A 14,587-nucleotide genomic window follows, 5' to 3' on the forward strand; every position below is an offset into this window, starting at 1 on the left:
CCGGCAGGGCCGATGTCGGAGCGGGGGCATACCGTGAGGAGTCGAACACGACAGACGAAGCGGGTCGGGAGCGAGGAGAACGGAATGGGCAGCCGCACGGCGCTGGTCGAGGATCTGATGGAGCGGTTCCCGCATGTGCCGCGGGAAGCCGTCATCAAGGAGGACCTGCTCCGCGGGGGCGTGGCCTTCGACGCTTCCGCCCTCAGCGACAACGAGAACGGCGAGGTCAAGCCGAAGTCGTACTTCATCTTCTCCTTCGACCACGGCACCCTGCCCGAGCTGGGCGAGGCCGCGCTCCGGCGGCCGCCCGAGGAGATCATCCTCACCGGCGGCCCGTACGACCTGCGGCGCACCGTCGTCTCCGTGCGCGTCAATCCCTCCTCGCCGTACCGCGTCGCCGCCGACGGCGAGGGCGTCCTCGGGCTCTACCTGGACGGGAAGCGGATCTCCGACGTCGGGGTGCCGCCGATGCCCGAGTACTACCGGCACACCCTCTCGAACGGAAAGTCCGTGATGGAGGTGGCCCCGACGATCCAGTGGGGCTATCTCATCTACCTGACCGTCTTCCGGGTCTGCCAGTACTTCGGCGCCAAGGAGGAGTGCCAGTACTGCGACATCAACCACAACTGGCGCCAGCACAAGGCGGCGGGCCGTCCCTACACCGGTGTGAAGGACGTCGAGGAGGTCCTCGAGGCCCTGGAGATCATCGACCGTTACGACACCGCGAAGGCGTCGACGGCGTACACCCTCACGGGTGGCGCGATCACCAAGACGGTCGCCGGACGCGACGAGGCCGACTTCTACGGCCACTACGCGAAGGCCATCGAGGAGAGGTTCCCCGGGCGCTGGATCGGCAAGGTGGTGGCCCAGGCACTGCCGCGCGACGACGTACAGCGGTTCAAGGACTACGGCGTGCAGATCTACCACCCCAACTACGAGGTGTGGGACCGCCGGCTGTTCGAGCTGTACTGCCCCGGCAAGGAGCGCTACGTCGGCCGCGACGAGTGGCACAAGCGCATCCTGGACTCCGCCGAGATCTTCGGCGCGCGCAACGTGATCCCCAACTTCGTCGCGGGCGTGGAGATGGCCGAGCCCTTCGGCTTCACCAGCGTCGACGAGGCCATCGCGTCGACGACCGAGGGGCTGCGCTTCTTCATGTCGCACGGCATCACGCCCCGCTTCACCACCTGGTGTCCCGAGCCGACCACCCCGCTGGGCAAGGCCAATCCGAACGGCGCGCCGCTGGAGTACCACATCCGTCTGCTGGAGGCCTACCGCGCCACGATGGACGACTTCGGGCTCAAGTCGCCGCCCGGATACGGAGAGCCCGGTCCGGGCCGCGCGGTCTTCTCCGTGAGCTCCTTCATGGACAGCCTGCCCGCGCAGGAGCCCGAGCTGCCCGCGCAGGAGCCGGTCTCCCAGGGTTGACACCCGTACCACCGCAGCCACTTCGGCGCCTCCGCGCGGCCCGGACGTCATCCGTACGTCCGGGCCGTACGCGTTCGCAGGGGCGGTTCTTGTGAAAGTTGAGGCGATCGTTCCCCTCCGGCCCTCGTTCCGTACGACACTCGGGGCGCCTGGAGTCGGCGCCGGGCCTCCGGAGCCGTCGGGTCCGTCCTGTGATCGCGTGACCGCATGATGTGACTACGTCGCTTGTCAGTTGTGTCGGAAGCGTGAAAGGCTCTGGCCCGTCGCTGAGACGGCCGCCAACTCCCTTTGAAACAAGGTGAGTTGGGCGTTGTGGGGCGTTGTGTGACGTCGCACATGGAAGCAGTGGATGCAGGAGCCCCCCAATGCCAGACCTGCCGACCCCCCAGGACGCCGCCGAGGCCGCGCTGTTCTCGGAATGCTGGGACGCCGTCCTGTCGTTTGCCGATCTGTGCACATCCGGCTCCGCGGCGGCCACCCAGTTGGCGACCGAGGCGTTCACCCATGGCATCCATGAGGCGCGCTCGGTCACGGCCCGCGCGAAGACCACCGGGCGCAGAAACCCCCGGCTGCCCCGGATCCCCCTGCTGCTGAACGCGGTTCGGACCACCGCCGCCGCCTGGGAGGCGCACGGTCAGGGCCACCGGCTGGACCCGGACCTCAGACTGTGGCTCAACTCCGAGAAGGCCGACCGTTATACCGGGCCCCCGCTGCACCGCCCGATCGCGCTGCGCGGTCTGAAGGATCTCCAGGAGCCCGACGCGGCCCTGCTGTGGCTGGTCGAGGTGGAGGCACTCCCGCTGCCCGCGGTGGCCCGGCGGCTCGGCCTCGACCCGGTGGCCGCCGCCGAGGAACTCGGCCAGGTGCGGGCCCTGTTCAGGGACCGGTGTCACCGCAACCACCTCGACACACCGATGGACGCCAACTGCCGCAGCTACGCCCGGCTCCTCGACGCGGTCACCCGCTCGCCGGGCGCCGAGACGCCCGAGGACCTCTCGCAGCACCTCGCCCGGTGCGTGGAGTGCGCGGAGGCCGCGGCCTGTCTGCGGCTGCACGGCGGCGGACTGCCCGCCGCGCTCGCGGGCGGCGTGATCGGCTGGGGCGGCCTCGCCTATCTGGAGCGCAGGCGCCGCGCCGCCGAGGCGGGGCTCGCCGGTGGACGTACGGACGCGGCCGCGGACACCGGGATCGCCGAGTTCAAGGAGGCCGCGCCCCGGATCGGCCGCACCGGAGTGCTCGTCGCCGCAGTGATCGTCTCCGGCCTCGCCCTCACCGTCTCCCTGATGCCCTTCGGCGCAGGGAACGACGGGGCCGCCTCGGCGCGCGGAGACACGGCCGACCGCCGGCCGGTGGCCGACCCGGGCGTGTCGTCCCCGTCGGCGACGACACGGGCCGAGGGCTCGCTCGTCTCGCCCGAACCCGTGGACGCCGGCGTGGATACGGGCTCGAAGTCCGACCCCGAACCCCAGGGCGCGTCCTCGTCCCCGGCCCACGCCACCAGTGCGCCCCCGGGTTCCAAAGGCTCGACGAAACCGTCCGGCGCCACGAAGGGCCCCGCGTACTGCGAGGTGAAGTACGCCGTCGTCGACCAGTGGACGGACGGCTTCCAGGCCAGTGTCACCGTCACGTCCGTCAAGGCCCTCGGCTCCTGGCAGGTCGGCTGGACCTTCGACGACGGCCAGCGGGTCACCCAGATGTGGGACGGCACGGTCGCGCAGGACGGCTCACGGGTGACCGCGACCGCCGCCGACTACAACAAGTCCGTCGCCGCGGGCGGTTCCTTCACCGTCGGCTTCCTCGGCACCTGGCACGACGGGAACACGCCCCCGGACACCTTCACCCTCAACGGCGGACGCTGCACGACCGCCCACTGAGCCGTCGGCCTGCCGGCGACCGGGCCTGCCGGCTCGCAGGCCTCGCCGAACCCGTCCTCGCCGAACCCGTCCTCGGGATCCAGTCCCCGGGCCGGGTGTTAATTCGATTGACGGGCCCGAGGAGGGTCCGGATACAGTTCGCGTGTCGACCTCGAGGCGTCGGCTTCGAGCGAGTTCCAGGAGGTGTGACCGATGGCTGTCATTGCGGTGGGCGCTGCCCGCATTCAGAAGTTCATCAAGTCCACCTTCGTGGCCGCCGGCTGACCTTCCTCTTTCTTCGCGCCGCAGTGCGCGTCGCCGGGGCCGCCCTTGTGAAGGGTCTCCCTTGACTTCCAGCTCCGCTTTCCCGACCCCGTCCACCTCCCTGGGGCTGTCCCCGCTCGTTCCGTACGGCTGGGACGACACCTGGGCGGACGAGTTCGTTCCCTACGACGCCGAGGGGCTCGTCGCCGGACGGGTGATCCGCGTCGACCGCGGCCAGTGCGACGTCGCCACCGCCGACGGCGTCATCCGCGCCGACACCGCCTTCGTCACCCCGCACGACCCGATGCGCGTCGTGTGCACCGGTGACTGGGTCGCCGTCGAACCGGCCGGCCACCCGCGTTACGTGAAGGCCTGTCTGCCACGTCGTACGGCCTTCGTGCGTTCCACCTCGTCCAAGCGGTCCGAGGGGCAGATCCTCGCGGCCAACGTCGACCACGCCGTCGTGGCCGTCTCGCTCGCCGTCGAACTCGACCTGGGCCGTGTCGAGCGCTTCCTCGCGCTGGCCTGGGAGTCCGGCGCGCAGCCCGTGGTCGTCCTCACCAAGGCCGACCTCGTTCCCGAGGCGGCGACTCTCGGGCACCTCGTCCAGGACGTGGAGACCTCCGCGCCCGGGGTCCCCGTGCTCGCCGTCAGCTCCTCGACCGGCGCGGGGCTCGAGAACCTGGAAGCCGTGCTCGCCGGCGGTACGGCCGTGCTGCTCGGGCAGTCCGGCGCGGGCAAGTCGACCCTGGCCAACGCGTTGCTGGGCGAGGACGTCATGGACGTACAGGCGACGCGCGACATGGACGGCAAGGGACGTCACACGACGACGACCCGCAACCTGCTCGTGCTGCCGGGCGGGGGTGTCCTGATCGACACGCCCGGGCTGCGCGGAGTCGGACTCTGGGACGCCGCGAGCGGCGTCGGGCAGGTGTTCGCCGAGATCGAGGAGTTCGCCGCCGACTGCCGCTTCCAGGACTGCGCCCATGTCGCCGAGCCCGGGTGCGCGGTGCTGGCGGCCCTCGACTCCGGCGAGCTGCCGGAGCGACGGCTGGAGAGCTACCGCAAGCTGCTCCGCGAGAACCAGCGGATCGTCGCCAAGACGGACGCGCGGGTGCGTGCCGAGATCCGCCGTGACTGGAAGCGCAAGGGGGCGGAGGGCCGCGCCGCCATGGAGGCCAAGCGCGGCAACTGGTAGCCGACGCCGAAACGGAGGGGCGAGGATGCCCCGCCCCTCCACCCGGGCCCACCGGGATTCCGGCTCGACCCGGGCCACCGGGATTCCGGCCCAGCCGGACACCGGCTCCACCTCGGGCTCACCCGCTCCACCCCGGTCCACCAGGACACCGGCTCCACACAGGCCCCCGGGACCGGCACCGCCCGGCCCGTTCCGCCGGGACCACGGACTCGCGTTCCAGCCCGGTCCCGGAGCCCCGGCGACGCCCGCACCAGCGCGACCCCGGCACCTCGCCCCCTCGATCCGCGGGTGCTGTGTCCGATTTCCGCCAGCTCTGGTGTGGGGGCGGGGCCACACTGGAGGGGTGAACGACGAGGACACCAGGTACGAGGCCGTGCGGAGCCGGGACGCCCGGTTCGACGGGGAGTTCTTCTTCGCCGTGCGGACGACGGGGATCTACTGCCGGCCCAGCTGCCCCGCGGTGACGCCGAAGCGGCACAACGTGCGGTTCTACGCGACGGCCGCCGCCGCGCAGGGTTCGGGTTTCCGGGCCTGCCGCAGATGCCGTCCGGACGCGGTGCCGGGCTCGGCGGCCTGGAACGTACGGGCCGATGTCGTGGGCCGCGCGATGCGCCTGATCGGCGACGGCGTGGTGGACCGCGAGGGCGTCGGCGGCCTGGCCGCACGGCTCGGGTACAGTGCCCGCCAGGTCCAGCGGCAGCTCACGGCGGAGGTCGGCGCGGGGCCGGTCGCGCTCGCCAGGGCCCAGCGGGCGCACACCGCGCGGATACTCCTCCAGACCACCGAACTCCCCGTCACCCAGATCGCGTTCGCGGCGGGCTTCGCCAGCGTGCGCCAGTTCAACGACACGATCCGTACGGTCTACGCGTCGACGCCGAGCGAGTTGCGTGCCGCGGCGCCGCGCACCGGCCCCGCCGCCCGGAGCGCGGCCGCCCCCGCGGCCGGTGTCCCGCTCCGGCTCGCGTACCGGGGTCCGTACCAGTCGACCCCCGTCTTCGACCTGCTGGCCGCCGAGGCCGTCCCGGGTATCGAGTCCGTCGAGGGCGACCGCGGACGTCGCACGTACCGTCGCACGCTCCGGCTGCCGTACGGCACGGGAATCGTGGCCGTCCAGGAGCGGCCGGGCACCGCCACGGGCCGCCCCCGTGCCGGCGGGACGGGCCGGACTGCACGAGCACCGGGCCCCGGCGACGCCGCCCACCCCGGCGGCTGGCTCGACGCCCGGCTGCACCTGACCGATCTCCGTGACCTCACCACCGCCGTACAGCGGCTGCGGCGGCTCCTCGACCTCGACGCCGATCCCTACGCCGTCGACGAGCGGCTGGGAGCGGACGCGAGGCTCCGTCCGCTGGTCGCGGCGCGTCCTGGCCTGCGATCGCCGGGCGCCGCCGATCCGGACGAGCTCGCGGTGCGCGCGCTGGTCGGGGCGGCGGAGGCCGAGCGACTGGTGCTGCGGTACGGGAAGACGCTGGACGCGGAGTGCGAGACGCTCACCCATCTCTTCCCCGAGGCCGCCGTGCTCGCGGAGGCGGAGCCCGGTGGCCCGCTCGGCGAGCTGGCCACCGCCCTCGCCGACGGCACCCTGCGACTCGACCCGGGCGCGGACCGCGAAGAGGCCCGGGCGGCGCTGCTCGCGCTGCCCGGAACGGGCGAGGACGTCACCGCCGTCATCCTCACCAGGGCCCTCGGCGACCCGGACGTGGCACCGCCCGGCGTGGACGCCCCGGACACCTGGCGGCCTTGGCGCTCGTACGCCGTCCGGCATCTGAGGGCGGCGGGAGAGCTGTAGCTTCGAGACCTGCCCGTCGAATTCGGCCACCCGTGTGCCGAATCGGGTGGGCGTTCCGTCAACCCGGTCTGCCCGTGCGGGCGTTCAGTCGTCGAGACCCCAGCTGTGGATCCGCCTCGGATGGATCCGGATCAGTTCCTCGCTGAAGTGGGGCCCCAAGTCATGTGCTCCGGTGAGGAGTTCCGCCTCTCCGCGGATGTCGATGCCCCGGACCTTCCACGGGTCGAGGCTGACGATGTCGTCGACGACGAGAGCAACCTTCGGGTTCTTCCGGAGGTTGCGCCATTTCTTCGTGGTGCCCATCGAGTAGCCGCCGATCAGGATCGTCCCGTCCTCCTGGGGGAAGAAGCCGACGGGGTTGGCCTGGGGCTGCCCGAGGGGGTCGACGGTGGCCAGTCGTCCCAACCGCTGCGACCTCAAGTACGCGCGCTCGGCCTCACTGAATTCGGTCATGACAGCAGCCAAACATGCCCCGGCCCCTCGGCGCATCGGGTTCCGGTCCCGTTCGGGCGCGTCCGACGGTGTGATGATGTGATGCGAGGGTGCGTGGGTGGGGAATCGATCGCCCCATGTCCCGCGCGATCATGTTCCGGCGTCTTGTCGTCCCTCTGGCGACCGCCCTGGTCCTCACCTCGGCGGGCGCGATCGCGGAAGCGCGGTCAGCGCCGGGCCGCAGCGATCCGAAACCGGCCCGGCCCCGGACGGGAACGTGGACGGGGACCTGGACGGGGACCTGGGAGGCCGCGGCCTCCGGTACCGTGCCCGCGGTGCCCGGCGGCACGATCCGCAATGTGGTCCACACCAGCGTCGGCGGCCGGGCCGCACGCGTCCGTCTCTCCAACCGGCTCGGTACGAAACCGCTGCAACTCGGCTCCTTGACAATGGCGTTGCAGCGTCCGGGCGAACCGGCGAGCCCCCGGGCGGTCGTCGGCTCCATGCGCACGGTCACTTTCGCCGGGGCCGGGTCGGTCACCGTCCCCGTCGGCCGGGACGTGGTCAGCGACCTTGTCGCGCTGTCCGTCCCCGCCGACGCCAACCTGCTGGTCTCGGTGCACACACCGGCCGATTCGGGCCCGGCGACCTACCACCGCTCCGCGCTCCAGGCCAACTTCATCGCTCCCGTGGGCGACCGGACGGCCGAGGAGAGCGGCGCCGCCTACACCGTCACCGCCGGCAGCTGGTACTACGTGACCGGCGTCGATGTGCTCGGCCACTCGGCCGCCGGCAGCGTCGTCGCACTCGGTGACTCGATCACCGACGGCACCGGCTCCTCGTCCGGCGCCAACCGCCGCTGGCCCGACCGGCTCGCCGCCCGGCTGCGCGAGCTGCCCGCGTACCGCCGGCCCGGTGTCCTCAACGCGGGGATCTCCGGGAACCGCCTCCTGCTGGACGGCCAGGGCCCGAGCGCGCTGACCCGGCTGGACGCCGACGTCCTCTCCCGTGCGGGCGTCCGCACGGTGATCGTGCTGGAGGGCATCAACGACATCAAGGGAACCCCGGAACAGACGGACCCGCATGCCCTGGAGGACGCCTACCGGCTCGTCGTGCGCCGCGCCCACGCCCACGGCATCAGGGCCGTCGGCGCCACGATCACCCCGTACGGCGGTCACGGGGCGTACACCCCGGCCCGGGAAGCCGTACGGCAGGCCGTCAACGCCGCCATCCGCACGCACCGGATCTTCGACGAGGTCGCGGACCTCGACGCCGCGGTGCGCGACCCGGCCCTCCCGAGCCGGATCCTCCCCGCCTACGATCCCGGGGACCACCTGCACTTCAACGACGCCGGCATGCGCGCGCTGGCCGACACGATCGACCTGCGCTCCCTGCTGACACCCTCTAGCCCCAGACCACCGCTCCCAGCCAGGCACCCATGATCAACAGGCAGGCGAAGAGTTCCGTCAGGACGCTCCAGCCGCCCGCCCGCATCGCGGTCCGCACCGAGGCCTTCGCCGGGCCGTGGCCGCCGAGGCGCAGCCGCTCGCCGAGATAGATCCCGCCGATGAAACCGGCGACGCCGCCGACCACCGGGACAAGGAAGAAGCCGAGGAACGACCCGGCACCCGCGTACACCGCCATTCGGGTGGTGGCGCCGCTCTCGCGCAGCCGTCGTGGCGGCAGCATCCAGCGGATGGCCTGAGCGAGCAGCAGGACCGCGGTCGAGGCGACCAGGACGGCCCAGGACAGCGTCTGCGGGTAGCTCAGCGCCCACCACAGCACCGCGGCCCAGACGAGCCACGAACCCGGCAGACCGGGCACCAGTACTCCGACCAGGCCGAGCAGAATCACCACGCCGACCAGCAGGAGTTCCCACACTCCCATCTGCCCAGCCTGCCCGAGTGGAGCGGAAAACGCAGGTCAGCCCGAGGTCAGCTCCGGGCCACCCAGTCGCGCTCGTACGCGTGCCAGCCCAGTTGCAGCCGGGTCGTCACGCCGGTCAGCTCCATCAGGCGCTTGACCCGGCGCTGCACCGTCCTGAGGCCCAGGTCGAGCTGTTTGGCGACGCTCGCGTCGGTCAGCCCGGCAAGGAGCAGGGAGAGGATCTCCAGATCGGTGGTGTCGGGGCCGTCCGGCTCCTGCTCCAGCACGCCACGGCTGCCCAGCCGCAGCGGCAGCGCGTCCCGCCACACCGACTGGAACAGCCCCGACAGCAGCTCCAGGAGTCCGCTCGCGTGCACGACCAGCGCGGCAGGCTCCGCCGTGTGCGAGGTGAGCGGCACCATGGCGAGCGCCCGGTCGGCGATCACCAGTTTCGTCGGCACCCGGTCCACGACCCGCACCTGCTCGTCGCGGCCGAGCGCGGCGGACAGCTCGGTGATCCCGGTGGGCTGGGCGAGGACGGCACGCTCGACGACCACGCGATAGCCGACACCCCGGCCCGCGGCCTGCTCCTCGGCGTCGTTGTCCGTGCCGGAGACCACCATCGGGGTACCGGTGACCAGCGCGCACACCTCGTCGGAGGCACCCAGCTGGAGCTGGAGGAAGCGCTGCGAGACCGCCGCGGCGCCGATCACCACCTCGACCAGGTCGTGCACGGCCGGCTCGCCCGCCGCGCCCCGGTACTCCTCCGCCAGCAGGGCCGCCGCCAGCTCGGCCTTCTCCAGCTCATGGCGCTGCTGGGTGAGCAGTGCGCCGAGGGCGACTCCGGGCGGCGCGGCGACCCAGCGCCCCGGCCTCGCGGAGGACTGCGCGGCCAGACCGTGCAGCTCCAGCCGGCGCAGGGCGCGCTCCGTCTCGTACTCACCCAGCGTGAGCCTCCGCGCGAGATCGGGCACCTCGGCGGCGCCCACGGACACCAGCGCGCGATACGCCGATTCGTGGGTCTCGTCCAGACCTATCGCTCCCAGCATGCGGCGATGCCCCTCCCGTGGATGCGTTCCGTCCGGCCGGCCGAGTCGTGGCGGAAACCGGCCACGGCGCAAACCCGCCCGGCATATCATCCCCGTACCCCCCGCCCCTCTGACAAGCTCACGTCACCGAGCCGTCAACCGGCTTCCGCGACGCCCCGGTCGGGTCCGGCCTGCGGAGAGCCTGCCGTGCCGGCCCGCGGACCGGGACTCGCCAGGGTCGTGGGCGCGGGTGAACCAGTGCTGGAAGGCGCGGACTTGGGGAACACGACCGAATCCATGGGGTGTCGTGGCGGACCCGCCGAACCGGCTGACGTGGACGGCGACTTGGTCGTCGGGGCCGTGATCCGGGGGTGCTCCGGGTCCTGCGTGGGCCCCGGTCGTCCAGACGCCGCCGGGCGGTTCTCCCGTGGGGGGTGGGGCCGCCCGGCGGTCAGGTGTTCGGGCGTTCCGGTGCGCATTCGTGTTCGACGGTTCACTCGACAGGCCGTTCGACGGCGCGCACCTTGGCCGGTTTTTCCGGATGCCCCGTTTTCAACCGGCCGTCTCGGTGGACAATCGGGAGCATGAGCCAGCAGGGGGAGAAGCCCACCGGTCACGAGGACGACTGGTGGCGGCAGTTGTACGACGACTCCACCGAGGACACGGGGCCCGCGGCCGTGGCCGAATCCCTCGACGACCGGTTCGCGTCGGCGTCGGGGACGCTCGGCGACGGACTCGACCCGGGTCAGGAACCAGGACCGGACGCCCGGCCCACACTCGGGCGCAGGCCCCTGTCCGACGCCAGGACCGCGTCGGCACGGACGCCCTCGTCCGATACCCGGCCCGCACCGGAGCGGCGGCCCGTGGCGGATGCGCCGCCCACGTCGGCGCGGAACCCCGCACCGGATGCTCCGCCCGCGCCCGAGCGGCGGCCCGTGTCGTCGGACGCGGGGTCCGCCTCGGATCCGAGGTCCGGGGCGGACCCGGCGTCCGTCCCCTGGCCCGGTTCCGTCCGGCGGCCCGGCGCACGCGGGCCCGACGGTCCGCCGCGCCCCGATCGTCCTCCCACCGTCGAGCCCGCGTCCCCCGAGCGGCCTCCCACCGTGCCGGAGCCCGCGTCCCCCGAGCCGGGAAGGCCGCCGCCGCCGATGCCGCCTCCCGCCGGACCGGGGCCGCGTCACGGCGCCACGGACTCCGCCGCCCAGGCCGGCGCGAACCCGGCCGACGCGACGCCCCCGGACGAGCAGGCGTCCCGGCCGGGCCGCTGGGAGCGGGGCCCGGTTCCGGGGGCTGGCGCGGACATGGGCCCGCCCGGCCGCGAGACGCCCCCCTCGGAACCCGCGTCCTGGGAGCCCACCCCGTGGGAGCCCACCCCCTGGGAGCCGCCGGTCTGGGACCTCCCGCCCTCCGGTCCCGCCCCGGCCGCTCCCGCGGCCCTGCCACCCGGCCCGAGGCCGCCGGGGTTCACCGCACAGGAACCCGGCCCGCACATGTCCCGGGAGACCCGGAGCGACCCGTCCGCGGCACCTTCCGCCGGCCGGGTGCCGGCGTCGAGGGCGCCGTCGGACGTGCCACCGAAACCCGCGGCGGCTCCCGCGGTACCGCCGGGCACGCCTCCTTCCGTACCGGGCACGCCGCCAGCCGTACCGGGCACGGCTCCGGCCGTACCGGGCACGCCGCCAGCCGTACCGGGCACGGCTCCGGCCGTACCGGGCACGCCGCCCCCCGAACCGCCGGGCGCGGCTCCCGCCGTATCCACTCCCGCGGCGCCCCACGGCCCCGCCGCGGACGCGCTGCCGAGCACCACCGGAGGCTTCCGTACACCACCGACCCAGCCGGCCCTCGCGGACCTGCCCGTGGACGGGCCACGGGAGACGGTCCTCTCCGTGATCGAGCCGCCGCCCCCCGCCGGCCACGTCGGCTCCGGCCCGCCCACCTACGACCCCGAACCGACCGCGCTGCCGGCCGCCGAGCCCGACGAGCTCGGTGACCTGGTCGCGGACACCGTTCTGGACGGCGCTCGGTACGGGACGAGCACTCTGCGGGCGGTGTCCGTACGCGGGGACTCCGCGCGCTACCGGGGCGAACCGCGCCGGGACGCGCTGCTGACGGCCCGGTTCGGAACGGGCGAACAGGCCCTCGTCCTGGTCGCGATGGCGACCGGCGCGCGCGCCACCTCGGGCGCGCACCTGGCCGCGGCGGAGGCGTGCCGGTGGATCGGGCAGGCCGTCGGGCGCAGCCACGAGCGACTCGCCGACGACATCAGGGCCGCCCGGCGCGGCGAGCTGAAGTCGGGACTGCACCGGCTCACCGACCGCAGCCTCGGCAGGCTGCGGGCGAGCGCGGCGGAGCAGGGCGTCGAACCCGAGGAGTACACCGCGGGACTGCGCTGTCTGCTGCTGACCGCCGATCCCCAGTGCCGTACGCGGGTCTTCTTCGGCGTCGGCGCGGGCGGCCTGTTCCGGCTGCGGGACGGCGAGTGGCAGGACATCGAACCGCGCGTCGCCGACACGGCCGGGGAGGCCGTCGTCGGCTTCGGATCGCCGCCCCACGAGACCCCGGAGGGCGACCGGCTCACCATGGACCTGGGCATCACGACGCCACCGAGCCCGTACGAACCCGCCCCCCGGCCGCCGCACGCGCCCTTCCGGTTCCGGGCCTCCGTCGCCCGCCCGGGTGACACGCTCCTGCTGTGCACGGGCGGCCTCGCGGAGCCCCTGCGCGGCGAACCCGAGCTGTCCGACCATCTGACCAGCCGGTGGTCGGCGGGGGAGCCGCCCGGTCTGGCCGCCTTCCTCGCGGACGCGTCGGTGCGGGTCAAGGGGTACGCCGACGACCGGACGGCCGCCGCCGTGTGGGAGGCGTAGGAGGCGTAACCGCGCGCGCTGTGACTTCATGGAACCGAGGGACGGGCCGGGGAACAGGGGGACCCGGAGAACCCGAGGGCTTCGAGGACCACGAAGAGGTGCGTGCAGCATGGCCAAGCAGAACGTCGCCGAGCAGTTCGTCGACATCCTGGTCCGCGCAGGCGTCAAACGGCTGTACGGAGTCGTCGGCGACAGCCTCAACCCGGTCGTCGACGCGATCCGGCGCAACGCGGCCATCGACTGGATCCAGGTACGCCACGAGGAGACCGCCGCGTTCGCCGCGAGCGCCGAGGCCCAGGTCACCGGCACGCTCGCGGCCTGCGCCGGATCCTGCGGACCTGGCAACCTCCACCTCATCAACGGCCTGTACGACGCACACCGCTCCATGGCCCCGGTCCTGGCCCTCGCCTCGCAGATCCCCTCCAGCGAGATCGGCCTCGGCTACTTCCAGGAGACCCATCCCGACCAGCTCTTCCGCGAGTGCAGTCATTACAGCGAACTCATCTCCAATCCCCAGCAGATGCCCCGGCTGCTCCAGACCGCCATCCAGCACGCGGTCGGCCAGTCCGGTGTCAGCGTCGTCTCGCTGCCCGGCGACATCGCCTCCGCGCCCGCCCCGGACAAGACCGTCGAGACCGCCCTCGTGACCTCCCGGCCCACCGTGCGGCCGGGCGACGCCGAGATCGACAGGCTCGTCGCGATGATCGACGCGGCGGAGAAGGTCACCCTGTTCTGCGGGAGCGGCACGGCGGGCGCGCACGCCGAGGTCATGCAGTTCGCCGAGAAGATCAAGTCCCCGGTGGGGCACGCGCTGCGCGGCAAGGAATGGATTCAGTACGACAATCCCTTCGACGTCGGCATGAGCGGGCTCCTCGGTTACGGCGCGGCCTACGAGGCGACCCACGAGTGCGACCTGCTGATCCTGCTGGGCACCGACTTCCCGTACAACGCCTTCCTCCCCGACGATGTCGAGATCGTCCAGGTCGACGTGCGGCCGGAGAATCTGGGGCGCCGGACGAAGCTGGACCTGGCGGTGTGGGGTGATGTGAAGGAGACGCTGCGCTGTCTGATCCCGCGGGTGCGGCCCAAGGGGAACAGGCGATTTCTCGACAAAATGCTGAAGAAACACGCGGACGCCCTCGAAGGGGTCGTCAAGGCGTACACCCGCAAGGTCGACAGGCACGTCCCGATCCATCCCGAGTACGTCGCCTCGGTGCTCGACGAACTCGCCGACGACGACGCGGTGTTCACGGTCGACACCGGAATGTGCAACGTCTGGGCGGCGCGCTACATCTCGCCCAACGGCAGCCGCCGGGTGATCGGTTCGTTCTCGCACGGGTCGATGGCGAACGCGCTGCCGATGGCGATCGGCGCCCAGTTCACCGACCGGGAGCGCCAGGTCGTGTCGATGTCGGGCGACGGCGGATTCTCCATGCTGATGGGCGACTTCCTCACCCTCGTGCAGTACGACCTGCCGGTGAAGGTCGTTCTCTTCAACAACTCCTCCCTGAGCATGGTCGAGTTGGAGATGCTGGTCGCCGGGCTGCCCTCCTACGGCACCACCAACAAGAACCCCGACTTCGCGGCGGTGGCCCGTGCCTGCGGGGCGTTCGGCATCAGGGTCGAGAAGCCCAAGCACCTCGCAGGTGCCCTCAAGGACGCCTTCCGGCACAAGGGACCGGCCCTCGTCGACGTCGTCACCGACCCGAACGCGCTCTCCATCCCGCCGAAGATCAGCGCGGACATGGTGACGGGCTTCGCGCTCTCGGCGTCGAAGATCGTGCTGGACGGCGGCGTCGGCCGGATGGTGCAGATGGCGCGCTCGAACCTGCGCAACGTGCCCCGCCTGTAGAGCCTCGTGG

Annotated in this window: 10 protein-coding genes; 7 read left to right on the plus strand and 3 right to left on the minus strand. The window is 72.6% G+C overall.

Annotated features, from left to right (window positions below):
• The first annotated feature begins 84 nt into the window (after positions 1-84).
• The 4 genes from ABZV42_RS19745 (at position 85) to ABZV42_RS19760 (ending at position 6,532) form a co-directional block, all read left to right on the plus strand.
• Positions 85-1,428 carry a radical SAM protein gene (locus tag ABZV42_RS19745; protein WP_355979238.1) on the plus strand — a complete coding sequence of 448 codons (1,344 nt, stop codon included), beginning with the start codon at positions 85-87 and terminating at the stop codon, positions 1,426-1,428.
• A 365-nt stretch (positions 1,429-1,793) separates the two neighbouring features.
• Entirely contained in the window at positions 1,794-3,302 is a 1,509-nt protein-coding gene (locus tag ABZV42_RS19750; protein WP_355979236.1) for a cellulose binding domain-containing protein, read from the plus strand.
• 325 nt (positions 3,303-3,627) lie between these two features.
• Positions 3,628-4,743, plus strand: a complete 1,116-nt coding sequence (gene rsgA / locus ABZV42_RS19755; RefSeq protein WP_355979234.1) for a ribosome small subunit-dependent GTPase A — start codon at positions 3,628-3,630, stop codon at positions 4,741-4,743.
• A 343-nt stretch (positions 4,744-5,086) separates the two neighbouring features.
• Positions 5,087-6,532, plus strand: a complete 1,446-nt coding sequence (locus ABZV42_RS19760; protein ID WP_356052924.1) for an AlkA N-terminal domain-containing protein — start codon at positions 5,087-5,089, stop codon at positions 6,530-6,532.
• A gap of 84 nt (positions 6,533-6,616) precedes the next feature.
• Here ABZV42_RS19760 and ABZV42_RS19765 read toward each other — a convergent pair whose 3' ends face one another.
• Positions 6,617-6,985, minus strand: coding sequence for a PPOX class F420-dependent oxidoreductase (locus ABZV42_RS19765; RefSeq protein ID WP_355979229.1), 369 nt, complete (start codon positions 6,983-6,985; stop codon positions 6,617-6,619).
• Between the two features lie 116 nt (positions 6,986-7,101).
• Between ABZV42_RS19765 and ABZV42_RS19770 the strand changes: the two genes are divergently transcribed.
• Complete coding sequence (locus ABZV42_RS19770; protein ID WP_356052926.1) at positions 7,102-8,406, plus strand: SGNH/GDSL hydrolase family protein; 1,305 nt, start codon at positions 7,102-7,104, stop codon at positions 8,404-8,406.
• On the opposite strand, the gene ABZV42_RS19775 is transcribed toward ABZV42_RS19770, so the two are convergent.
• Together ABZV42_RS19775 and ABZV42_RS19780 are read right to left on the minus strand one after the other, a co-directional pair.
• Positions 8,369-8,851: a DUF456 domain-containing protein gene (locus tag ABZV42_RS19775; protein WP_355979223.1), complete on the minus strand. Its 483-nt coding sequence runs from the start codon at positions 8,849-8,851 to the stop codon at positions 8,369-8,371. The two genes, ABZV42_RS19770 and ABZV42_RS19775, sit on opposite strands and share 38 nt — an antisense overlap.
• A 47-nt stretch (positions 8,852-8,898) precedes the next feature.
• Entirely contained in the window at positions 8,899-9,879 is a 981-nt protein-coding gene (locus ABZV42_RS19780; RefSeq protein WP_355979220.1) for a winged helix-turn-helix transcriptional regulator, read from the minus strand.
• A gap of 1,280 nt (positions 9,880-11,159) precedes the next feature.
• Between ABZV42_RS19780 and ABZV42_RS19785 the strand changes: the two genes are divergently transcribed.
• Together ABZV42_RS19785 and ABZV42_RS19790 are read left to right on the plus strand one after the other, a co-directional pair.
• On the plus strand, positions 11,160-12,725 hold the full coding sequence (locus ABZV42_RS19785) for a protein phosphatase 2C domain-containing protein (protein ID WP_356053012.1): 1,566 nt from the start codon (positions 11,160-11,162) through the stop codon (positions 12,723-12,725).
• A gap of 109 nt (positions 12,726-12,834) precedes the next feature.
• The gene (locus ABZV42_RS19790) at positions 12,835-14,577 is read left to right on the plus strand and encodes a pyruvate dehydrogenase (RefSeq protein ID WP_356052928.1); all 1,743 of its coding nucleotides are present in this window, start codon (positions 12,835-12,837) and stop codon (positions 14,575-14,577) included.
• Positions 14,578-14,587 lie beyond the last annotated feature (10 nt).

It is taken from the genome of Streptomyces sp. NPDC005281, from assembly GCF_040607495.1.
Lineage (GTDB): Bacteria > Actinomycetota > Actinomycetes > Streptomycetales > Streptomycetaceae > Streptomyces.